This is a genomic window from Leifsonia sp. TF02-11 (assembly GCF_017565305.1).
Taxonomy (GTDB): Bacteria; Actinomycetota; Actinomycetes; order Actinomycetales; family Microbacteriaceae; genus Leifsonia.
Window position 1 is genome coordinate 1 of record NZ_JAGEKP010000011.1, and the last position, 21,749, is coordinate 21,749.

Consider the following 21,749-nt stretch of genomic DNA (forward strand, 5'->3'; position numbering starts at 1 on the left):
CGGGAAACCGGGTCAGGCTCCAAGGCGATGGTGTAGATCGTCGAGGCGATGTGGTCACGACCGATCCTCATGGCGCGGGTGAACAGCTGCCTGCGCGTCAGGACCGGTGACGCGGCCCGCAGCTCCCACACTGCTGATGCTTGGGTAACAGTCACGTCATTCAGGACCCCGAGGCCCGCGATGACGATGGCGCAGTTGAGAACTCCCCGGAAGTCGATCTGCGTCACCCCCGCAAGCATTCCGCCAACATCGCCGGTGACCCCGGTCAGATGCGTTGTACTGACCGCGAGCTGCGCGATCCCCGCCGTTATCCCGATACCGAAGAGCGTGCCCAGAAGAGCGACACTCGTCCGCATCGACGGGCCATGAGCGAGATACAGGACGACGAACATGATCGCGGATCCGCCGACCACTGCGACGGCTAGTCCCGGCTGGCCCGATACGAGGGCGGGGAGCACGAACTCCATCAGCATGAATCCGCTGAATCCCAAGGCGACCAGTGCCATCAGACCGCGCAGAAGACCGACTGCGATGACGATGACGGCGAACACGATCACCCAGGTCGACAGTGATTGGTCCTTCACAACACCGTTGACTGTGATTCCCTGCGCCTCGGTCGCCAGAGTTTGGGCGTCCAGTCCGGACGCCGCAGGGTGGGCGGCCTTCGGCGGGACGACAAGTTCGAGTGTGTCGCCCACCTTCAGGCCGGCGCTTGAGAACGGCCAGATCAGCGGGAGCGTGACTGCCTGCCCTTTGGACGAACCGTCCAGCAAACGAACCTTGGCCAGCTGGCACGCGCGCGTGTCGCCCGGGCCAGAGAGCGCCTTCTCCGAGGAGATGTAGCCAGGAAAGGATTTCGCCATCGCGACGATTTCCCCCCTCGGGAACGTCGTCCCCTTCGCGGCGAACTCGATACCCGAAGAAGCAGCGACCACCTTCCCGTGATCAGGCCAAAGAAGGGCCAGACCCGCAAGCGTGCCCAGTGCCGCCGCTATCAGAACGGCGGCAACGACAACGCGAAGCGTCCCGCCGCCGGCCCCGGAACGGAGGGAGCCGCCATGAGAATGCGCGTGGGCGTGCGCCATCGAATCTCCGATCAAGGTGGGTGACCGTGCCACTGTAATACGGCTATCTGCGAACCGACATGTGCGTGGGAAAACCGCTACGTTCGCGACCTCAAGTCAGCGCCCACGTCGCGCGGTCCACAGCAAGTAGCCCGCCAATGCGCTCAGCAGGCCTGCACCCGTGCCGATCATGGCGGCTCGTCGCTGCCTCCATTCGGCCGGCCCGCTGGCCAAGCCGCTGATCCCATTGATCAGCGCGGCCGCAATCAGCCCCGCCACAAGTCGATTGCCGATTCGCTCGGAGCGCCTGACCAGTGGCTCGAGCTCCCTGGCTCTCAGGTGCACCTCGAAACCGCCGGCGTCAAGAACGCGACGAAGATTTCTCAGTGTGGCTGGAAGTTCGAGCAGTACTGCCCCCACGTCCGATGAGCTCTCAGCCAATCGCCGCCCAAGAACAGACAGGGAGAACTGGCGTCGAGCGAATCGCTCGACAAACGGGTTGATGGCTTGAATCATGTCGAATTGCGGATCAAGCCTCGTTGCGACGCCCTGGGCGATCATGAGCACTTTGAACAGCAGAGCCGTCTCTTGCGGAAGCTGTAAATGATGCTCGCGCAGGAGTCCGAGCAGCCGGGTCAGGAAATGCGTGAGATTCGCCTCGGCAAGGGTGTGCCCGCGGAATCCGGCTATTAGCAGTGCTAATGAATCACGAAGTCCTTGCCGGTCAAGAAATGACTTCGTGACCGAGAGGTCGATCACCGCGTCGGTCATCTCATCAGAATCTCCCTCGGCGAAGCTGCGGAGCACTCTGGCGAGCTGGTCTGCAACGCGGGCACCCAAGGAGCCCACCATCCCGAAATCGATCAGCGCGATGGACCCGTCGGGCTGCACGAACATGTTTCCCGGGTGCGGGTCGGCATGGAAGAACTGATGCTCGAACACCATCCGCAGGATGTTATCCGAGCCTCGCCGGGCCAGCTGGTGCCGATCGATATGGTCGGCGTCAAGCGCTTCGACATCGTCAATCCGTATCCCCCGCATTCGCTCAAGTGTGAGCACCCGCGAGGTCGTCGTCTCCCAAAAAATTCGCGGAATCTGAACGTCGGATGAGCCCTCGAAATTCGCTGCGAAACGTTCAGCGTTACGGCCCTCTTGAAGGTAGTCCAACTCAGCCCGAAGGGTACGAGAGAACTCCTCCACCAGGCCAGGGATATTGTATTGTTGGGCGCCTTCCCATCGCCGATCCAACCGGTGGGCGAGATTCTGAAGAATCTCGAGATCCTCGGCTATCTGGGCGACCGCGCCGGGCCGGCGGACCTTCACAACAACTTGTGTCCCGCCGTGAAGAGTGGCGGCATGGGCTTGACCAATCGACGCGGCCGCCAGTGGTTCGGTGTCGAACGTCTCGAACAACTCCTCCGCGGGAGCCCCGAGTTCCTCCTGGATCACGGCCCCGATCTCTTCCCAGCGCACGGGGGCGCGGCGTCCTGCAGCTTTACCAACTCTTGCGTATAGGCGGACGGCAATAAGTCGGTACGAGTTGACAGCAGCTGACCCAGCTTGATGAATGTCGGGCCGAGATCTTCTAACGCCAGTCGCAGGTGCTCCGGGTTGGTGTAGGGGTCGTCGCGACGCTCATGCCCCAGGATCCCGCGGTTGAAGGGAACCCAGGACTGCAGTCCAAGCGCACCGACGAGAAGACCCAAGCCATGGCGTTCCAAGACTGACGCGATCAACCGATAGCGGTTCCGACTCGGGGTCATCAGCAGCCCGGCTGTCAAGCCACGTCGTCGGGGAGGAGGGCGGCCTCGGCAGCGACCCGTGGTGTCGGCTCGATGGGCGCAGGCAGGCGGAGGCGTTTCAAAAGCAGCGCATTGACGGCGACGATCACGGAGGAGCCTGACATGCTGATCGCCGCGATCTCTGGCGTGAGCATGATCCCGAAGGCAGGGTAGAAGACGCCCGCAGCGATTGGCAAAGCGATCGAGTTGTAGCCGATCGCCCATCCCAGGTTCTGTCTCATCTTCCGCAAGGTGCCCTTGCCGATTTTCAGGGCGATCGCGACGTCCAGCGGATCCGACCTCATCAGGACCACGTCAGCGGTTTCGATGGCGACGTCAGTTCCCGCACCGATTGCGATTCCAAGGTCGGCCTGCGCGAGCGCGGGCGCATCATTCACACCGTCACCGACCATGGCGACCTTGCGTCCGTCGGCCTGCAAATCGGCGATCTTGGCGGACTTGTCTTGCGGCAGCACGTCGGCAATCACGGCGTCGATCCCCAGCAGTGCAGCGATTCGTTCGGCCGTGGGCCTGTTGTCACCGGTGAGCATCGCGACGGAGACACCCTGCTCATGCAGGGCATCGATCGCGGCTTTTGCTGTGTCGCGCGGCGCGTCGGCCAGCGCGATTACACCGGCAGCGCGGCCATCGACCGCCACGAGGATAGCTGTTCGTCCTCCGCCGGCGAGTTCGGCCTGCACCGACGCCACCGAGCTCAGATCGATACCCTGCGCGCTCAGCAGACGGGAGTTGCCCACCACAACCCCTCGCCCGTCGACGGTGGCGACGGCGCCTTGGCCGGTGATGTTGCGGAACCCGCTGGCGCCTCGATGGGGGGCACCGCGCATGTCGGCGTAAGCCACGATCGCCTTCGCCAACGGGTGCTCCGACTCGCGCTCCAGTGCCGCGACAAACGAGAGCAACTCCAAGTCGTCCATCCCGTTTGGAATGTAGTCGGTGACCTCCGGCTCTCCACGCGTGAGGGTGCCGGTCTTATCGAGCACGACGGTATCGATGCGGGCGGCTGTTTCGATTCCGGCAGCATTCTTGAACAAGACGCCCCGTTTGGCTCCGAGCCCGGTCCCCACCATGATCGCAGTCGGGGTCGCCAGTCCGAGGGCGTCCGGGCAGGTGATCACGACAACGGTGATGGCGAACAAGATTGCCGTGGGAACATCGGCGCCGGCCAGCCACCACACCAAGAAGGTGAGCGTCCCGCCGACGAGTGCGACCAGAACAAGCCAGAATGCGGCCCGGTCTGCCAGGCGCTGTCCGGGAGCTTTGGAGTTCTGAGCCTCTTGAACGAGTTTGACGATCTGCGCGAGGGCTGTGTCGGCGCCGACTCGCGTGGCGCGGACGCGCAAGGTGCCCACAGTGTTGACTGTGGCGCCGATCACCTCCGAACCGGGAGATTTCTCGACCGGCATGGACTCGCCGGTCACCATGGATTCATCCACTTCGGAGGCGCCGTCCTCGACCTGCCCATCGGTGGGAACCTTCGCACCTGGGCGCACCAGAAGCAGGTCCCCAGGGACGACCTCGGCCGTCGGCACCTCGACCTCGGCACCATCGCGAATGACGACGGCGCGAGCGGGAGCCAGTTCGAGAAGCCGCCGGATTGCATCGTTCGCGCCACCGCGCGCACGCATTTCAACCCAATGTCCCAGAAGGACGAAGGTGGCAAGCACTGTCGCGGCCTCGTAGAAGACCTCCCCGCCGCCACTGAGCGTGACAACCAGGCTGTAAAGCCAGCCGGTTCCCACCCCAACGGCGACCAGCACCATCATGTCCAGTGTCCGCGCCCGAAGCGCCCGGTAAGCGCCATCGAAGAAAATCCACGCCGAATAGAAGATGACCGGCAGCGAAAGAATCAGGGCGAACACATCGTCGCGTAAACCAAACGGCGCAGGGACCTCGAAGCCAAGCACCTTTCGCCCGATCGGCGACCACAGGGTGATCGGAATAGACAGGATCAACGCGACCAGGAAGCGGTTCCGCATGTCACGAACCATGGCGTCCATCGACATGCCCGCGTGATGGCCACCGTGCCCCATCATTTCCTGGGCGCTGTGCTCGCTCGGCGCTTCCCGCTGTTTACTGTCATACAGCTCGGACGTAGTGCCATTCGGCGGCTGCTCGGCCAGGGTGCTGGCCGCACTGACCGAGGGATGCTGATGATCGCCGCCGACCGGCTCGACAGCGGGATCGCAGATATGATCAGGGACCGATTGACCCGCGCAGTGGTACCCGCAGTCGACGATCCACTGCCGCAACAGACTTACAGAAGTCTGGGCCGGATCGTAGGTGACCGTCGCAGTCTGAGCGACGGGGTTAGCCTCGACCGCCTTTACGCCTGGCCGACGTGACAGTACGGACTCGGTAATCGACTTCTCGGACGCCCACTGCACGCCAGAGACCTCCAGAACCACTGTCTGTATGCGATCGGTCATCACATCTCCTTCTGGCCGCCGGGGCATTCGCTCCAGGTCACTTCGGGCCGCTTTGGCCGAAACAACACTCGCCACCGCCTATGGTCACCAACCGAGGGACAACACAGTGGGCCATCAGTCCTACCAGCAGGAGACACAACCCCCTCATCTCGCCTTCGCGTAGCTACCCGGGTCCGCGTCGAACAAAGGCCCGCAGTCCGCGCAACAGAACCAATAGCGGGTGCCTTCGTAGTCACGGAAGAGGCCGCGTGCCTCCGCCCAGGCTGGATCGACTCGATTGGAGGGCATCACCGGGCACGCAACCAAGCCTGCTACCCCCGAAGGCGCGGGATGCTGGTGTCCATGCGGACCGTGATCATGTCCAGAAGGGGCGCTCTTCGTGTGGTGGTGGACGGGCCCGACGGGTTCGGTCATGCGTTCCTCCGGGAGAATGATTCCGATGCGATCAGCTTGCAATGACGGCAGCTGTATGCGGGGCCGGGATGTCTTCGCGCGCCAGACCGGGTAGGGTCTGAAAACGCCGCAGCCTGAGGCTGTTCGTCACCACGAAAACGCTGCTGAAGGCCATGGCTGCTCCGGCCAGCACCGGGTTGAGAAGAGCCAGCATGGCAACGGGCAGAGCGGCGATGTTGTACGCGAAAGCCCAGAACATGTTCCCCTTGATGGTGCCCAAGGTCCGTCGCGCAAGCCGAATCGCGTCGGGGACCACCAACAGGTCACCGGAAACGATGGTGAGATCGCTGGCAGTGATAGCCGCATCCGTGCCGGTACCCATGGCGATCCCGAGATCCGCGGCAGCCAACGCGGCCGCATCGTTGACGCCGTCGCCAACCATGGCAACGACCTTGCCGGAAGCCTGCAGCTGCCGAACCACCTCCAGCTTTCCCTGCGGGGTGACGCCGGCCCGGACGTCTTCAATTCCAGCCTGCTCTGCGATCGCTCGAGCTGCACCCGGGTTGTCCCCGGTGAGCAGGATCGGTGTGAGGCCAAGGTTGCGTAGTCGAACGACGGCTTCGTGGCTGGTGGGCTTGATGGTGTCCGCGACACTGATTGCCCCGCGCACCGTGCCGTCCCAAGCGACCACGGTGACCGTCGAACCTGCGGCCTCGTCGGCCGCAACCCGCATTGCAAGGTCCTCGGGTATGGGGAGCGCCCAGCTACCGGTCACCCATGAACTCCGGCCGGCGACGACCATGCGGCCGTCAACGATACCGCGTACCCCCTGCCCCGGTTCAGCCGCGAAGTTCTCGGCGGGTTCGGGCTCAACAGCGGCGGCCGCAGCGATGGCGCGTCCGATGGGATGCTCCGATCCGTGCTCGATCGCAGCAGCAATCCGAAGCAGCGCATCTCGTTCGGTGCCCGCCGCAGTGTGCACCGCGGTCACCGTCATGATCCCGGCTGTAACGGTGCCTGTCTTATCCAGCACGACCGTGTCGACGCGGCGAGTCTGCTCCAGAACCTGGGGCCCCCGAATCAGGATCCCCAGCTGGGCGCCTCGTCCTGTCCCGACCAGCAGGGCCGTCGGCGTCGCAAGTCCGAGGGCGCACGGGCACGCGATGATGAGCGTTGTCAGGGCGGCGGTGAACGCGAGTTCCGCCCCAGCGCCGAAAAGCGACCAGGCCGCGAAGGCCACAACGGCCAGCCCGATCACAGTGGGCACGAAAACCGCCGACACCCTGTCGGCCAGTCGCTGAACCTGGGCCTTCCCCGTCTGGGCCTCCTCGACAAGCCGCGCCACACGTGCCAGCTCCGTGTCCGCGCCCACCCGGGTAACCTCGATCAGCAAACGCCCACCGGTGTTCACGGTCGCTCCAACCGCCCTGGATCCTGGCCCGACTTCGACCGGAATCGACTCACCAGTCAGCATCGACTCGTCGACCGCAGAAACACCCTCGACGATCACACCATCCGCGGGGATCTTCTCGCCCGGGCGTACCACCACGGTGTCGCCTGGAATCAGCTGACCGACCGGGACGCGCTGCTCGTGAGCGCCGCGCAGCACCATTGCATCCTTCGCACCGAGCTCGAGCAAAGCACGCAAGGCTTCACCGGACCGACGCTTCGCACGGACCTCGAGATAGCGACCAGTGAGGATGAACACTGTCACCAGGGAGGCGACCTCAAGATAGATCTCATGGCCGCTCGACGCCGGGGCGCCGAGCAGAGAGACGCTCATACGCATTCCGGGCATCCCCGCCCCACCGAAGAACAACGCATAGAGCGACCATCCGAATGCCGCCAACACCCCGACGCTGATAAGCGTGTCCATCGTCGCAGAGCCGTGCCGAGCGTTGATCGCTGCAGCCGTGTGAAAGGGCCAGGCCCCCCAGACAGCGACCGGGGCTGCAAGCGTCAGAGCGAGCCACTGCCAATTCGTGAACTGCAATGCCGGAATCATCGAGAGTACAGCCACGGGAGTCGCCAGCACCGCGGAAACCAGCAGACGCTGTCGCAACGAGGCGAGTTCCACGTCTTCCGGCGCGACCTGGTCGAGGGACTCCGCCGAGACGGGCGCAGGAACGCTAGCGCCATACCCGGCAGCTTCAACGGCCGCGATCAAATCGCTTACCAGCACGTCGTCTGAGCGAACACGAGCCTTCTCCGTCGCAAAGTTAACCGTCGCCTCGACACCGGGGAGCTTGTTCAGCTTGCGCTCAATGCGATTCGCGCACGACGCGCAGGTCATGCCCGTGATGTCGAGATCGACATCCACAGCGCTCATGACACTCCAGCGAGCGAGTACCCAGCCTCCTCGACGGCCTCGCGAACCCGCGCGGGATCAACAGGGCTCTCGCTAGAGACCACGACGGTTGAGACTCCCCCAGCTTTGAGGTCGATGTCCACTCCGGACACGCCCTCGATCGCCGAGACCTCCTCGGTGACGCTGCGCACGCAATGCTCGCACGTCATTCCTTCGACGAGGAACTGCGTTGCGAGCGCGTTCGCGGGCGACGCGCTCGATGCGTTCACAACGTCCAGGTCTGCCTTGGCGTGAGCAGGAGCGCAGCACGCGCAGCCACTGTTCGCGTCCTGCAGGCCGAGGTCCTGAAAATTCTGCGTGGCCACGAGTGGCTCCTTTCACGAGCATGAGTCGATGTGCGCGGTAAGCGTCGACGGGGGTCGGGTTGCAAGCGTTCCAACCGTGGGTCATTCTTACCCTCGCAAACCAGGATATACCCAGCAGGGGTATGGGGCAATGGGGGCTACAGGTCACACGAGACCGGCACGCTCGGCCGATACTACGAACGCACCAGCCTCGCGATAGCATCCGAGGCTTCTTTGATCTTCGCCTCGCCCTCTTCACCGCCCAGTCGCACTGCATCACTCACGCAGTGCTTCAGGTGGTCGTCAACGAGGCCGAGCGCCACTGACTGAAGTGCGGAGGTCAGCGCCGAAATCTGGGTGAGGATATCGATGCAATACTGCTCCTCATCCACCATTCGGTAGACGCCGCGCGCCTGCCCCTCGATGCGCTTCAGACGATTGAGATACCGATCCTTGTCGGTGATATATCCATGCACGGTTTCGTGGCTGCTCATAGCCGGTTCCTTCGGGTTCTTGCGACATCGCCTAGGCCATCGTACGTCTCGGGATCGGCCTGCCGATCTCGCCGGAATTCCCTCCCAGTCTGAACCGTCACGCGTTGTTGCTGATTCCGCGGCAAACGCTGGAGCGCCCTGCCGGTGTCACATCGGATCGTTGATATGGAGGTGGTTGCAGGTGTCGTAGAAGTCCTGAAAGTTGCGAAGCCGCGGCTCGTTGCCCGCTTGCGCACGACAATTGCTCTGACCTAGGCCCGAACCGAACGGCATTCTCGGATCCAGGATGCCGATCAAGGCGAGCGAATTGGCATCGGCTCCGGTAGACGCGCGACCGCCAAGGCTGTAGAAGTCCACCGCGTGGCCGCCCCCGCCCGCGTAGTGTTGAGAGTAGATCCCGGCGCCTTCGATCTGACCAGTGCACTTGCGGTTGATGTCGCTCACGCCCACGTTCGAGAAGGTGTGCATGGCGATGACGATCGCCTGCAGCACCTGCGTATCGATCCCGCAGTTCGGTACCGAGCGGCCCTCCGCGATCCACCGGATCTCCATGATGTGATCGGGGTAGGAGCCCGAGAGCTGGCCTGCCGCGACGTACCCCATTAGCTCTTGCGCAAGCGCGCGCGCGTCCGAAGCTACTGGAGCGTTGGGTCCGGCCTGACGTGCCGCCTCGGCTGCGGCACGGGCCGCGGCCGCCGCTGCTGCCGCGCGCGCCGCCACGCCCGCCTGATACTGCTGTTCGGTCACAGCTGTAGCTGAGGAAAGAGACGCGAGCTGAGCCTCCAACTCGCCCTCATGTGCTGTCTGGGCGGAAAGAGAGGAGATCAAGCTCTGCTGAGCTTTAACCGCGTTGGCGAGAGCAGACTTCGCAGCAGCGGCAAGCGATGCGAGCGCGTCCCTTGCCGAGTTCGCCTGGTCACTCGCAGCCTTCGCGAGGTTGCTGTCTCGTGCAGCCTGACTATATAGCTTGTCGACGGTCGACGAGAGCTTTCCCAGGACGCTTAGCCGATATAGCAACCCAGCGCGATTCGAAGTCGTGCTGACCAGGAGCGTGCCCGTCAGATTCCCGCTTCCGGTGCGGACGAACTTCGCCGCCACGGCCGCTGCGTGCTTCCCCGAAGCGTCTGCTTGCGTTTGCAGGGAAGCAGCATTCGTGGCCAGACGGGTAGCCCGATCCTGCCCAGCGGTGAATGCCGCCTGCGCGCGCTCATTGTCCCGTTCGCGAGAGGCGGCTTCATCCTCCGCGGCTTTTACTTTCTCCTTGAGGCCCGAAATGAGGGCAGTGATCGCGGCGACCTGCGCCTTCTTGCCGGCTTCAGTCGCGCGTGCGGCGAGGACGTCGTTCCAGGAAGGATAGTTGTCGGCCTGCGCCGGGCTGGCCTGCACCACAAGGACACTGCTGATCATGATCAGGACGAGAAGGGCAGCCGCGACCTTCCCGCGGGCTCCGCGGAAGGATGTGGCGTAGCGAAGTGACAAGGTCTGCCCGATTTCGTTCTTTTTGGGGGGTGCGGTGGAGGCTCGATCGCAAGGCTTCGGCCCCATGACGTTAACCCGGGACCCGAGGAATGAGGCCCCGAACACGCCGCCCCCGCATGATGCGAGGGTCGCGCTGTCAGACCCGGAGGGTGATCACAATCGCGCGCCGGCGTGTACGGCCGCTCGCGTTAGCCGCGTCACAGTGGATCCGGAGCTCGACGCGCTTAGCTGCTCGCAAATTCGGAAACTCGCAGGGTGGTTCCCTTCGCTTGTCGGAAGTCGATGTGGAGGTGGTCGCAGGTGTCGTCGAACGGGATGAAGTTGGATACGGCAATACTGGCCCGGCAACCCACCTGACCGAGGTTGGTGTCGGCTGGCATGACGGAGTCCAGTGCTCGGATCAGCTTGACCGATTCCGGGTCGCCGCCGGTCAGAGGGCGCCCGTTGAGGAGGTAGAAGTCCACCGCGTGCCCTCCCCCGTCGGCGTAGTGCGATGATGCGCTGCCCGCACCTTCGATCTGTCCAGTGCATCGCCGGTTGATGTCGCTCACTCCGACAGAATTGAAGGTGGCCAAGGCGACCTGAATGGTCTGCAAGACTCGATAGTCGATGCCGCACCCTCGTACGACGCGACCGTCGGCGAGGTTGGCGATCTCAGGAATATGGTTGGGCGTGTACCCGGTCAGTCGCCCCTGAGCGACGGCTGCCATGAGGGTCTGCGCCAGTCGCTGCACGGTCGGCGACACTGTCGGCTCTAGCGTCGAATCCAGCTTCGTGGTGTCTTCCGCGATTGCGACATCGTCCCTCGTTGCCGCCGGGGTAGCAGCGCCACCGCCGAGAAGTGTCTGCACAGCAATGCGTGCGCGGGAGACAGTCGCCGCCTCGTCCGCCGTCGTGGCGTAAGCCGGAAGCGCGGTCGTTCCGATCAGACCGCTGGCTGCGACGACAACAAGAAGCTTCGCCCACGGGTTACGCAAACGGCTCGGCTTCGGCGCCTCTCGCACCCGGATAAGCGGCGCTATCAACGTGGCTCTACCACGTACAGAGCGGTTGCGGTTCCGAGGGGACCGTCTGTGAGCGGTCGCGATGCTCTCGAACGCGTGCCTCTCGCGGCGGCTGGAGAATGCGCCACGTGAGGGCTCAGGTTCGGTCACTCGAAACCCTTCGTCGAAACGCGCCAACAGTGCGCCGCGTTACTGGCTTACGGGGGATACCGGGTAATGGTATCCAGTCGTTACCGAATTGTCATATTCGCCGGAAGCTGCCGCGTCCACGCAAGCCGCTGGTGCGAGCCAACTCGCCGCGCCGCCGCCTCCTTTCAGCCGAGAACCGGCCTGTGTTCGGTTCAATCAGCTGGCTGTCGATGACGAACTCATCCTCAAGAGTCGCCACTCGTGGGGATCTCGAGCGGCGATACTCACGCCCACTCAGCGCGACGGCTTACTGGTCAGCTGGTCACGACGGCGACGATAGTCTTCGTCGTCGATCTCTCCCGCCGCGTATCGACGGTCCAGGAGCTCCAGAGCAGTAACCGGGCGGCCACCGGTCGGGGCCCCGGTCGGCGCGCCAACAGCACGGCGACAATCACTGCTACAGCAACCGCGAGAACGGGCACCACCATCCACAGGATCCACCACCCGCCGAATCCGTCCATCATCCCGTACATCCCGACCCCTCCGTAGAGCTCTGCAAAAAGCATGACCCTCGGTATGACACCAAGACAGGCCATTGGTCCTGTCGAATCACCCCCGGCGGGTATTCAGGCTGGCCGCGGTATCCTCAGGCCGGAAGGAGGGCATATGTTCGCCAACTGTATGTTCACGCGTACCCCCACCTGGCGCTGCCTCCTTCTCGTCCTGGGCGCTGTCATCGGCGTCCTCGTCGGTCTGCTCGCTATGCACGTTGTCGATACGGCGGCGGCTGGTCATCAACAGATGAACATGGCGCCGGCGGCCGCTGCGCACGCCCCCCTTCAGCAGACCGCTCCAACCGACGCCGGGGCCGGCACCGACCCAGCCGGGTGCGCCACCGGAAGCTGCGATCCGATTCACGATATGACCGCGATGGTCTGCACCCTTGCGCTCCTTGCAGCGACCATCCTCCTGATCGCGCCCGCACTCGGACGGGCACTGCTCAGTCTCGGCTCGCGCGCCGCACCCACGAGCCTGGCTCGCACGATCGCCCGCACCATCGGGCCACCACCGCCACCCTCGCTTCTGGCTCTTTCCGTCGATCGCAGATGACGCACGCTGCACCCCGCGCAAGCGCGGAGGTGCTTCAGCCTGCCCACCATCCGCCGAATCACACAACGAAAGAGACCACACCGATGAACATCAAACTGATTGCGCTCACTTTCCGGGGTGCTGCTGACGGCCGCAGCCCTCGCCGGTTGCACTGCTGGCGCCTCCGGCGGCGGTTCAGGGATGGGCAAAATGCCCGGAATGGACCACAGCAGCTCGAGCACCGAGACGGCGACGTCCGATCACAACCAGGCCGACGTCACGTTCGCCATGGACATGGTCTCCCACCATCAGCAAGCCATCGAAATGTCCGACACTCTCCTGGCCAAGCAGGGTGTCGACGCCCGCGTCACCGAGCTCGCCCAGAAGATCAAAACGGCCCAGCAGCCGGAGATCGACACCATGAACGGCTGGCTCACCACATGGGGGCAGAAGACCGACATGGGCGGGATGAACATGGGCGGCGACGGCATGATGTCGCAACAGGATATGGACGCGCTGAAGAACGCGTCCGGCGCCGAGGCCTCCAAGCTGTTCCTCACCCAGATGATCCAGCATCACCAGGGCGCCATCACCATGGCCACCACCGAGAGCGCGAAAGGGCAGGCGACCGACGCCGTCGCGTTGGCGAAGAAGATCGCCACAGCACAGACCACCGAGATCGCCACCATGAAACAGCTCCTCGCGAGTCTCTGACCCTTCCCGGTGAACCAGACGCGGGCGTCGCCACCCCTCCCCTCCGTGGCGGCGCCCGCCCCTCCACTCTTCTCTCGACCCCTCCGATCGCCCCTTTCTCACAGGACATCTGATGAACAACCCGAACCTCACCCGCCGCAGCCTCCTCCTCGGCGGCGCCGGCGCCGCCACCGCGTTCGCCCTCGCCGCCTGCACCGGTGGCCCGAACCTCCTCACCGCGACCAGCAACCCCGTCACCGATGCTGAGAAAGCACGCCGACGCACCGGACACATCACCCGCGTCCAATTGACCGCCGGAAAGACCGACATCGATCTGGCAGGCCGCACCGCCTCCACGTGGGCCTACAACGGGCAGGTCCCTGGACCAACCATCCGCGCCACTGCGGGGGACACCATCCGGGCTCATGTGGTCAACCACCTGCCGGACGACACCACTGTGCACTGGCACGGCATCGCGCTACGCAACGACATGGATGGTGTCCCACCCATCACGCAGCAGCCGATCGGCCCCGGAGCGTCGTTCGACTACGACTTCACTGCCGACGCTCCTGGAACCTACTGGTTCCACCCGCACGTCGGCCCGCAACTCGACCGCGGACTTCAAGGACCGCTCATCATCGAAGACCCGAACGAACCGCTCAGCTACGACCACGACTGGGTGCTCGTCCTCGATGACTGGCTCGACGGCGTCACCGCCACCCCCGACCAGGTCCTCACCGACCTCAAGAAGGGGATGACCGGCATGGGCGGGATGGGCGGGATGATGGGCGGTGGCCAAGACGGCACCCCCACCCGCAACGGCAACCTGCTCACCGGCACCGGCTCCAGCCTTCTCGGCGGCGACTCCGGAGACGTCTACTACCCCTATTACCTGATCAACGGGCGCCCAGCAGGAGACCCATCGACCTTCACCGCCAAGCCTGGACAGCGGGCACGGTTGCGGATCATCAATGCCGGCGGCGACACTGCGTTCCGGTTCTCTGTCGGCGGCCACCGGCTGACGGTCACCCACACCGACGGCTACGCGGTGAACCCGGTTGAGGGCGACAGCATCTTGCTCGGGATGGGCGAACGCTACGACGCGATCATCACCATCGCCGACGGCGCCTTCCCGATCATCGCGGAAGCCGTCGGCAAGGCCGCCCGCGGGTTCGCCGTCCTCCGCTCCAACGCCAGCAGCCCTACGCCCAGTTCAGATGGCTCAGCAGTGCCGAACACGCCGCCGATCACCGCGTCGGTCCTCAGCGCCACCACTGCCGACACCCTGCGACAGCGCAGCGTCGATCGCCGCATCGACATCGCCCTCACCGGCGGAATGATGAAGTACGACTGGGGCATCAACGGCAAAGCGTTCGACATGAACAACCCCCTCGACGGCGCCTACTCCGTTCGCCAGGGAGAGCGCGTCCGTCTCACCATCGCCAACCAGACCATGATGTGGCACCCGTTCCACATCCATGGCCACACCTTCCAACTCGAAGGCGGCGCCCGCAAAGACACCACCATTGTGCTGCCACACCAGTCAACCACAGTGCTTCTCGACGCCGACAACCCCGGCCTCTGGATGACCCACTGCCACAACATCTACCACGCCGAATCCGGCATGATGGCCGTCCTCGGGTACGAGAGCAAATGACCCGACGGCGTCCGGCCCAACCGCGGGTCTGTCCGATAAACGGTGTGTGGGGCTCGGCGGTTTTCAATAAACGGTTCTCTCGAACCGGCCCGCGAAGGTGATCGCGAACGCGTTGAGGGCGGGTTTCCACCTGATCACCCAGCGTGCCCTGCCGCCGCCGGTGGGGTCAAGTGACCGGGTGACGAGGTACAGACACTTCAGCGCGGCGGCCTCGTTCGGGAAGTGCCCGCGCGCTCTCACCGCCCGCCGGTAACGGGCGTTGATCGACTCGATCGCGTTGGTCGTGCAGATCACCCGCCTGATCTCGACGTCGTATTCGAGGAAGGGCACGAACTCGGCCCACGCACTCTTCTAGAGCTTCACGATCGCCGGATACCGGCTACCCCACTCAGCGGCGAACTCAGCGAACCGTTCCCTGGCAGCCTGCTCGGATGGGGCGGTATAGACCGGCTTGAGGGCTTTCACGATCCCGTCGCGGTGCTGCAGGCCGGCACAGCGGAACGAGTTGCGGATCAGGTGGACCACGGACTGCTGGACGATCGTGTGCTCCCAAGTCGTGGTGATCGCCTCCGGCGGCCCCTTCAACCCGTCACAGACGGCGATCAGGGCATCCTCGACGCCGCGGTTCTTCAGCTCGCTGAACACCTGCAACCAGAACCGGGCGCCCTCGGCGCCGTCCCCGGCCCAGATGCCCAGGATCTCCCGCTCACCGGCGGTGGTGACGCCCATCACGACATAGAACGGGGTGTTGCGCACCTGCCCGTCGCGGACCTTGACCACGATCGCGTCGACGAAGATTACCGGATTGATCGCATCCAGCGGCCGGGACGCCCATTCCGCCAGCTCGCCGGCGACTTTCTCGGTGATCCGGCTGATGGTGTCCTTAGACACCGTCGCCCCATAGACCTCGTCGAAGTGCGGCGATCTCTCCGGTGGTCAGCCCTCGCGCCGACAGGGAGAGCACGATCTGGTCGATGCCGTCCAGGCGTCGTTTCCGCTTGGGCACGATCACCGGCTCGAACGACCCATCTCGATCCCGCGGGACCTCGATCTGGACCGGGCCGATCTCTGTCAGCACCGTCTTCACCCGGGTCCCGTTGCGCATGTTCGCCGCATCGGAACCCCGCCATGCTCGTGGCCGAGGTGCTCGGTCAGCTCCGCTTCCAGCGCCGCCTTGAGGACGTTCTTGGTGAGCTGGTTCAGCAGCCCTCCCGGGCCAACCAGGCTGACGCCCTGTTCTTTCGCCTACACGAGCAGCCGCTCCGCGAGGTCCTTCTGATCAATGATCTCTCCTGTCACGGGATCGACCATCGCATGCAACTCAATCTCGGTCGTGTCCGACACGGCCATCTCCTTTCGGATCAAGCCGAGCCCTCACACACCGTTATTGAGACAGTCCCGGAAGGCTGCCTGGTGGTAGTCACAGCAGACCCTACTCGCGCGGGTGGCTGTTCCTCGGGTCGAAGGGAGCGGGCGACCGTTCAGCTAGCGTGCGGTCCTTTCGGGTTGGTCAGAATAGTTGGGCGCGGGAGCAAGCCCAAAGAGCTCTTCCAATGTCTGCTTTCCGCTGTCGCGGAGCTGGGACGCCAACGCTGTGCCGACCCACCGAAAGTGCCATGGCTCGTAAGCGAACCCCGTGACCGTCGATTTGTTGGGCGGGTAGCGAAGGACCCATCCGTATCGGTAGGCGTTGGCAGCAAGCCACACCCCCGTGGACGACCTTCCAAAACAATCGTCCTCGAGCCCGCAACCGCTTTGTGTGTCGAGGATGTCGACAGCCATCCCCGTCTGATGTTCGCTGTAACCGGGTCGTGCGCTCGTTGTGTCCGCGTTCGCAGCTCCGCCATCGGACTTTGTGTAGGAGGCGTAGACATTGGTCTGGTATTTGAAGGAGCGGTATCCGCTTTGGGCGACGAGAGTCGCTCCGGTTTCGGCTTTCGCGACTGCGGCGAGCCGGACGAATGCTGCTGCAGCAGCCCGGCGAAGGGTTTGACCATTTGGGTTGGGAATATCCGGGGGGAGGGTTGTCAGGTCACTGGGTTCGTAGGTCGCAGCGCCGGGGATGGGGCGGAGCTTGTTGACGAGGAACCAGGGGCTGCTGGGGTCTGTCAGCGAGTACACCCCCGGCTGCACCGGCGTGGGCACGATGCTGGGTACCGGTCGCGTCTCTGGGGGAGAGATAGCGGTCGCAGGTTCGCCGCGGCCGCGGTCGATAGTGCCGGCAGGAGCGATGATGCCGTAGACCGCTCCAAGGCTCACCGTCACTGCTGCGATGAGAATTGCGCCGATAACTGTTGACCACGCGAAGGTCAGGCGCTCCTGGTAGGGCCTTCGCGCCAGCGGCCGCAAATGCGTATAGTCAGCCCACATCGAGCGCAGCAGAGCGAACGTTTCGCGGCTACCCCTTCGGGCTTGCGCGATTCGAGTTTCCAACCCTCGGGCATGTCGGGGCGTCACCGACGCCGACTTCCGGAGGCCCGCGCCAGCTGCTCGGCAGCGTGACTGAGATCGGCCAGCTCGACCTGGCCGAAGCGACGTTCGAGCGCGACCCGGATCAGGTGATCGGCGAAGAAGGGATTGCGTGGAAGGAGGGGCCCGTGGAGGTACGTGCCGAAGGTGGCCCACCTGCGCGCGCCTTCTGTGCGGTCGATGCCGTTGTTGCCTTGGCCGGCCGCAACTGTGCCCAGGGGTCGCGCCTCTGGGCCGAGAGTGGTCGCTCCGGCGTGGTTTTCGTAACCGACGAGCGTTCCAAAATTCGACGTTTCGGCGGAGATGTTGCCGATGCTTCGCTGGGGTGCCGGCTGGGTCTCCAGGTCTAGGATCCCGATCCCTGCCAGTCGGGTGCCGTCGGTTACTTGCAAGGAATGGCCGAACAACTGGTACAGTCCGCACACCAGCAGCATGGGGGTGCCGTCTTCGGCCATTGCCCGCAAGTCGTGACGGTGTCGAAGAAGGTCCGGTTGAATTGCAACCTGTCCGCGGTCCTGCCCGCCTCCACCGACAACGAGATCGACGTCTCGGGGGAGCGTTTCGCCGGGATGGAGTTCGAGAACGTTGGCTCGGTAGCCTCGCCACTCCAGGCGACGCCGGAGGACGAGCACATTGCCGCGGTCGCCGTAGACGTTCATCTGCGAGGGGTAAAGCGACAGGATTGTGAGCGTGCGCTTCATGCTGCTTCTCCAAGGATTCCGGGACGGAGCGTGCGTCTGACCGCGAGCATCGCCGTGTACGTGCAGTAGATGCGCTTGAGAGTCGGCGTTGGAGTCTTAATGAAGAGGTCCAATGCGCGTCGAATATCAGGTTCGCGGATGGCCACCGCTATGTCGTCGTAGTGAAGCCGCAACTCAAGATCGGGCGCGCGTGTTCCGGTCACGAGCTGCACTTTGTCGGATTTGAGGGGGGCGAAGTCGACATCCCAAATCCAGGAGACGTCTTTCCCGTCGGCGTCATGATCATTGAGCGCGATCATCGTGTGAGCGCCGTCGCCCGAGTACGATTCCAACGCTGCCCGGAATGCGCCGGGATTCTTAACCAAGACCAGGTGGATCGTCTGTCCTTTGAACGTGATGAGTTCGCCGCGCCCAAACGCGGGCGCTGCATGGGCTAGTGCTTCGGAAGCGCGGTGTGGATCGAAATCGCTACCTAGAACCGCGCGACTGATCGACAGGGCAGCGACCGCGTTGAGGGAGTTGAACGAACCTCCGAATGAGAGCGTGAATGGAAGCGAAGCGCCGTCAAATGATGCGACAGGAGTTGGCTCAATCCGCTCAAGCGTGGTCTGGTCGAAGATTGCGATGTTTGCCCGTTGATCCGTCTCAAGCAGCTCGTCGTCCCCGGGAAATAGGGGTTGAAGTTCAGGGGATGCGCTGAAGGCTGATACAGCAGCGTCGACACCTTGCAGAAAGCGTTCACTGTGCAGCCGGGGATCCAGATCGTTGACGATGACATCGCGAGTAGTTGCCACAGCGACTTGATGCAGCAGGCTCGTCGTGTGGTCGATCTCGCCATATCGATCCATTTGATCTCGCATCACATTCAAAATGAGCGAGTGTCGTGGCGGCACCGCGCTCACGAACGCGGCCGCGTGTCCCTCGTCGAGTTCAAGCACGGCAATGTCTGCGTCGAGTCGGCCTGAGAACGAGATTTGCCCCAAAAGCGACGAGAGGATGCCGCGGCTGTAATTGCTGCCGCTCGGGTTCGAGAAGACTTTCAGGTCGTGCGCTCGAAGAACTTCAACGATGAGTTTTGTTGTAGTGGTCTTCCCGTTAGTTCCGGCGACCACCACCACGCCGCGGGGTAGGGAGCCAAGCACGTCCGGGAGGAGCGCAACATCGATTCGTTCGATGATCAGGCCGGGGAGCGCAGATCCGCGGCGGGCGAGTCGCAGCAAAGATCGAACGGTCTTTCCTAGACAAATGGGGAGGAAGTGTTTCATGGTTGGGGCTTTCAATGAGTCGGCGAACCGTGGCGCGCAGGGGATCGCGCGCGAGAACATGCCGCGTCTGGCGGCTAGTAGGTACATCGGATCGGGACGCGACGGTCCCGAGAAGATGATTCCTAGGTTCGACTCACTGAAATCTTGACCACTGCGACAGACCAGTCCGGCGGAGCGACTAGTCGTTCATTGGGTGCACGCGTCGGAACGTGCCTGAGCTCGATGGGCGCCGTGGCCGTGCTTCGAGCGGCCAACATGTTGGCTAGGGGGAGAGGTGTGTCGCTGTGGCGAGAACGGAGGTACGAATGGTCCTCTGATTCCGCGGAGGAGCTATTGTCACTGTGGCTTTCGGACGGTTCATGCACAGCGTCAACCGGGCTTGGCTGCGCCGCCACCACAGCATCCGCAGGGAAGCCGCCGACGGCATGGCGAGGACTTGAATGGACCCACGCCATGGTCACCAGAACTGCGACGAACAACATGGCCAATGCCAGCAGAAACGCGCGCGTGCGAGGATGCCCATTGGCATCGTGTACGCGAATCATGTTCATCCCTTACTGATCTCGATCAGGAGCATTCTCGCAAACGGTCCTGAACGGTCGCTTCGCCCGCGCTGCGCTGGCGTTGCGGTTGCCGGCGAGGATCCGGAGCGGTGCCGAAAAACGACCGAGCGGGCATTCTCGGAAGAAGTTGAGTGATCCATATGCCCGGCTTCTCCCCAAGCTCGTGGAGCCGTCGCCTGCACTACACCGCTGATCAGGACGTTGCGTTCATCTTGGTGGGCGTCGCGGCTTGCCGCTCACAAAGGGTCCGTCTGTCGGGGATCGGTTGCCGCTATGGGTACGTGGGTGCAGCCTTGCGCCTGCACCCTCGTTCTGATGCCCGAAATAGATCGGAAGGAATCGCGTCGATGCAGATCGTGCGGCCTGCACTTTCGGCGTACCCTCGCCTATGCATGGGGATGCTGATCGTGAAGGAGAAGCACTATGTCCGCCGTTGAACAAATGCTTGACAGCTACCCGGCCGATCTCGGAGACGTCGACCGGCAGAAGCTCGTGGCCTGCATCGAGGCGTGTATCGAGTGCGCGCAAACCTGTACCGCCTGCGCCGACGCCTGTCTCAGCGAAGAGATGGTCGCGGACCTGGTCAAGTGCGTACGCACTGACCTCGACTGCGCCGACATCTGCGCCTCCACCGCCAACGTGCTTTCCCGACACACCGGCTACGACGCAAACGTCACCCGAGCGGCACTGGAATCGTGCCGCGCGGCCTGCGGTGCGTGCGCAGACGAATGCGACAAGCACGCCAGCATGCACGAACACTGCCGCATTTGCACCGATGTGTGCCGGCGCTGCGAACGGGCCTGCGCCGATCTCATCGCCGGTCTCTAACCCGTCGGCCCGTCTTCCCGCATACCCTGGGAGGGTATACCATCCCATTATGGATCTCTCCTTGCCGAGTGGTGTTGGGCGCCCGAGTGGGTGATGATTGTCGTGGCGAGCGCGCTGGGGCTCGCGTCGGCGTATTGGGACGACTCCTGGCATTCCACCCTCGGCCGAGATAGTGCCCTGATTCCTCCGCACCTTACTGTTGTATGCATCAATCGTCGCGGTTGGCGTCACTTTGAGTCTCTGGGCGGTGCGGATACTTCGCGATACTCGATCCCTGAATGCCCCTGGGTCGCGCGCCGGGGTTCATCCTCGCCGCGGCAAGCGCTGCTGCCACAGCGATCGCCGCTCCCGCTGATGCCTTTTGGCACAGCACTTTTGGGCGTGACGCAGTCTTGCGGTCGCCTCCGCACCTGCTGTCGGTAATTTCAACGACGGTCCTCTTGGGTGCGATGCTGGTCAGCGTTTCCGATCGACCGTGGCGCCAGTTGCAGATCGGGCTATTCGCCGTCGTGCTGGCTGCAGCTCAGATTCTTGTGATGGAGTACGACACGGACGTCCCCCAGTTCAGCGAGACGCTCTATCTGCCTGTTGCCCTGCTCTCGCTGCTGAGCGCTGGGTGGGTGATCATTCGCACGACTAGGTTTTCATTCGCCCATAGCGGCGATCGTCGTTTACATCCTGTAGCGCGCGGCGCTGACCATCGGGCTAACCGGGGCGGGCTGGTTGGCGCCGTATCTGCCGCTTGCGCTTTTCGGGCTGGCGACCGTTGATCTTCTTCAGTGCCTGCCACGGTTGCGATGCTTGGTCGCCGCCAGCATCGTGGTCGTCCTTGAATCCCTCTTCTCTGCGATCGGGCTCAGCAGTGTGGAGATAGGGGCGATTCTGCCGTGGACGATGGCAGTGGTGGGCGCGGCTCTCGGCGCTGTCTTTGTGGTCGGCGTCAGGAATCGCGCTGTTACAGCGACGACCGTTCTCCTGCTCGGGCTGAGTTTTGCGCTGCTCCGGTGCCGGCTAGCTGTAGTTCCCCGGCACGTTGTG

General features: G+C 63.7%; 18 protein-coding genes and 1 pseudogene. 6 read left to right on the forward strand and 13 right to left on the reverse strand.

Going from position 1 to position 21,749, the window contains the following annotated elements; genetic code table 11:
- The 9 genes from JNB50_RS15205 to JNB50_RS15245 all read right to left on the reverse strand — a co-directional run.
- The coding region (locus JNB50_RS15205) for a YibE/F family protein (protein ID WP_243768532.1) at positions 1–1,085 on the reverse strand (1,085 nt) is incomplete at its 3' end.
- Between the two features lie 96 nt (positions 1,086–1,181).
- Positions 1,182–2,537, reverse strand: a complete 1,356-nt coding sequence (locus JNB50_RS15210) for an AarF/UbiB family protein (RefSeq protein ID WP_307794738.1) — start codon at positions 2,535–2,537, stop codon at positions 1,182–1,184.
- A 304-nt stretch (positions 2,538–2,841) separates the two neighbouring features.
- On the reverse strand, positions 2,842–5,295 hold the full coding sequence (locus JNB50_RS15215) for a cation-translocating P-type ATPase (protein WP_208041041.1): 2,454 nt from the start codon (positions 5,293–5,295) through the stop codon (positions 2,842–2,844).
- 445 nt (positions 5,296–5,740) lie between these two features.
- On the reverse strand, positions 5,741–8,017 hold the full coding sequence (locus JNB50_RS15220; protein WP_208041042.1) for a cation-translocating P-type ATPase: 2,277 nt from the start codon (positions 8,015–8,017) through the stop codon (positions 5,741–5,743).
- A complete protein-coding gene (locus tag JNB50_RS15225; protein WP_208041043.1) occupies positions 8,014–8,361 on the reverse strand; it encodes a heavy-metal-associated domain-containing protein in 348 nt (115 codons plus the stop codon). Before JNB50_RS15225 ends, JNB50_RS15220 begins: the two co-directional genes overlap by 4 nt.
- A gap of 173 nt (positions 8,362–8,534) precedes the next feature.
- On the reverse strand, positions 8,535–8,834 hold the full coding sequence (locus JNB50_RS15230) for a metal-sensitive transcriptional regulator (protein ID WP_021763134.1): 300 nt from the start codon (positions 8,832–8,834) through the stop codon (positions 8,535–8,537).
- Positions 8,835–8,981: 147 nt separating this feature from the next.
- Complete coding sequence (locus tag JNB50_RS15235) at positions 8,982–10,241, reverse strand: hypothetical protein (RefSeq protein ID WP_155829028.1); 1,260 nt, start codon at positions 10,239–10,241, stop codon at positions 8,982–8,984.
- 296 nt (positions 10,242–10,537) lie between these two features.
- Entirely contained in the window at positions 10,538–11,290 is a 753-nt protein-coding gene (locus JNB50_RS15240) for a hypothetical protein (protein ID WP_155829027.1), read from the reverse strand.
- A gap of 450 nt (positions 11,291–11,740) precedes the next feature.
- Positions 11,741–11,950: an SHOCT domain-containing protein gene (locus tag JNB50_RS15245; RefSeq protein WP_208041044.1), complete on the reverse strand. Its 210-nt coding sequence runs from the start codon at positions 11,948–11,950 to the stop codon at positions 11,741–11,743.
- Between the two features lie 162 nt (positions 11,951–12,112).
- Between JNB50_RS15245 and JNB50_RS15250 the strand changes: the two genes are divergently transcribed.
- From JNB50_RS15250 to JNB50_RS15260, 3 genes are all read left to right on the forward strand, one after another.
- Positions 12,113–12,556, forward strand: coding sequence for a DUF6153 family protein (locus JNB50_RS15250; RefSeq protein WP_021763130.1), 444 nt, complete (start codon positions 12,113–12,115; stop codon positions 12,554–12,556).
- Positions 12,557–12,754: 198 nt separating this feature from the next.
- Positions 12,755–13,249, forward strand: coding sequence for a DUF305 domain-containing protein (locus tag JNB50_RS15255; RefSeq protein ID WP_307794739.1), 495 nt, complete (start codon positions 12,755–12,757; stop codon positions 13,247–13,249).
- 112 nt (positions 13,250–13,361) lie between these two features.
- Positions 13,362–14,885 (forward strand): multicopper oxidase family protein, encoded by a 1,524-nt coding sequence (locus tag JNB50_RS15260; RefSeq protein WP_208041046.1) that lies wholly within the window; start codon positions 13,362–13,364, stop codon positions 14,883–14,885.
- A 63-nt stretch (positions 14,886–14,948) separates the two neighbouring features.
- Here the strand turns inward: JNB50_RS15260 and JNB50_RS15265 are convergent.
- From JNB50_RS15265 to JNB50_RS15280, 4 genes and pseudogenes are all read right to left on the reverse strand, one after another.
- Positions 14,949–15,990: pseudogene (locus JNB50_RS15265) on the reverse strand (IS256 family transposase).
- Between the two features lie 380 nt (positions 15,991–16,370).
- Positions 16,371–17,255 carry a M15 family metallopeptidase gene (locus JNB50_RS15270; protein ID WP_208041047.1) on the reverse strand — a complete coding sequence of 295 codons (885 nt, stop codon included), beginning with the start codon at positions 17,253–17,255 and terminating at the stop codon, positions 16,371–16,373.
- An 83-nt stretch (positions 17,256–17,338) separates the two neighbouring features.
- On the reverse strand, positions 17,339–18,055 hold the full coding sequence (locus tag JNB50_RS15275) for a type 1 glutamine amidotransferase (RefSeq protein ID WP_208041048.1): 717 nt from the start codon (positions 18,053–18,055) through the stop codon (positions 17,339–17,341).
- Positions 18,052–19,320, reverse strand: coding sequence for a Mur ligase family protein (locus tag JNB50_RS15280; protein ID WP_039922298.1), 1,269 nt, complete (start codon positions 19,318–19,320; stop codon positions 18,052–18,054). Before JNB50_RS15280 ends, JNB50_RS15275 begins: the two co-directional genes overlap by 4 nt.
- A 986-nt stretch (positions 19,321–20,306) precedes the next feature.
- Here JNB50_RS15280 and JNB50_RS15285 point away from each other — a divergent pair.
- The 3 genes from JNB50_RS15285 to JNB50_RS15295 form a co-directional block, all read left to right on the forward strand.
- Positions 20,307–20,711 carry a four-helix bundle copper-binding protein gene (locus JNB50_RS15285; RefSeq protein WP_021763120.1) on the forward strand — a complete coding sequence of 135 codons (405 nt, stop codon included), beginning with the start codon at positions 20,307–20,309 and terminating at the stop codon, positions 20,709–20,711.
- A 278-nt stretch (positions 20,712–20,989) separates the two neighbouring features.
- Entirely contained in the window at positions 20,990–21,481 is a 492-nt protein-coding gene (locus JNB50_RS15290) for a hypothetical protein (protein WP_183428906.1), read from the forward strand.
- Between the two features lie 31 nt (positions 21,482–21,512).
- Positions 21,513–21,749: hypothetical protein (locus JNB50_RS15295; RefSeq protein ID WP_208041049.1), on the forward strand; the 237-nt coding region annotated here is incomplete at its 3' end.

Excerpts from the sequence above, each read along its gene's own strand:
- JNB50_RS15275 (WP_208041048.1), bottom strand. The coding sequence starts at position 18,055 with ATGAAGCGCACGCTCACAATCCTGTCGCTTTACCCCTCGCAGATGAAC.
- JNB50_RS15215 (WP_208041041.1), bottom strand. The coding sequence starts at position 5,295 with ATGACCGATCGCATACAGACAGTGGTTCTGGAGGTCTCTGGCGTGCAG.
- JNB50_RS15270 (WP_208041047.1), bottom strand. The coding sequence starts at position 17,255 with ATGTGGGCTGACTATACGCATTTGCGGCCGCTGGCGCGAAGGCCCTAC.
- JNB50_RS15285 (WP_021763120.1), top strand. The coding sequence starts at position 20,307 with ATGTCCGCCGTTGAACAAATGCTTGACAGCTACCCGGCCGATCTCGGA.
- JNB50_RS15260 (WP_208041046.1), top strand. The coding sequence starts at position 13,362 with ATGAACAACCCGAACCTCACCCGCCGCAGCCTCCTCCTCGGCGGCGCC.
- JNB50_RS15230 (WP_021763134.1), bottom strand. The coding sequence starts at position 8,834 with ATGAGCAGCCACGAAACCGTGCATGGATATATCACCGACAAGGATCGG.
- JNB50_RS15290 (WP_183428906.1), top strand. The coding sequence starts at position 20,990 with ATGCCCCTGGGTCGCGCGCCGGGGTTCATCCTCGCCGCGGCAAGCGCT.
- JNB50_RS15250 (WP_021763130.1), top strand. The coding sequence starts at position 12,113 with ATGTTCGCCAACTGTATGTTCACGCGTACCCCCACCTGGCGCTGCCTC.
- JNB50_RS15220 (WP_208041042.1), bottom strand. The coding sequence starts at position 8,017 with ATGAGCGCTGTGGATGTCGATCTCGACATCACGGGCATGACCTGCGCG.
- JNB50_RS15255 (WP_307794739.1), top strand. The coding sequence starts at position 12,755 with ATGGACCACAGCAGCTCGAGCACCGAGACGGCGACGTCCGATCACAAC.
- JNB50_RS15280 (WP_039922298.1), bottom strand. The coding sequence starts at position 19,320 with ATGAAACACTTCCTCCCCATTTGTCTAGGAAAGACCGTTCGATCTTTG.
- JNB50_RS15235 (WP_155829028.1), bottom strand. The coding sequence starts at position 10,241 with ATGATCAGCAGTGTCCTTGTGGTGCAGGCCAGCCCGGCGCAGGCCGAC.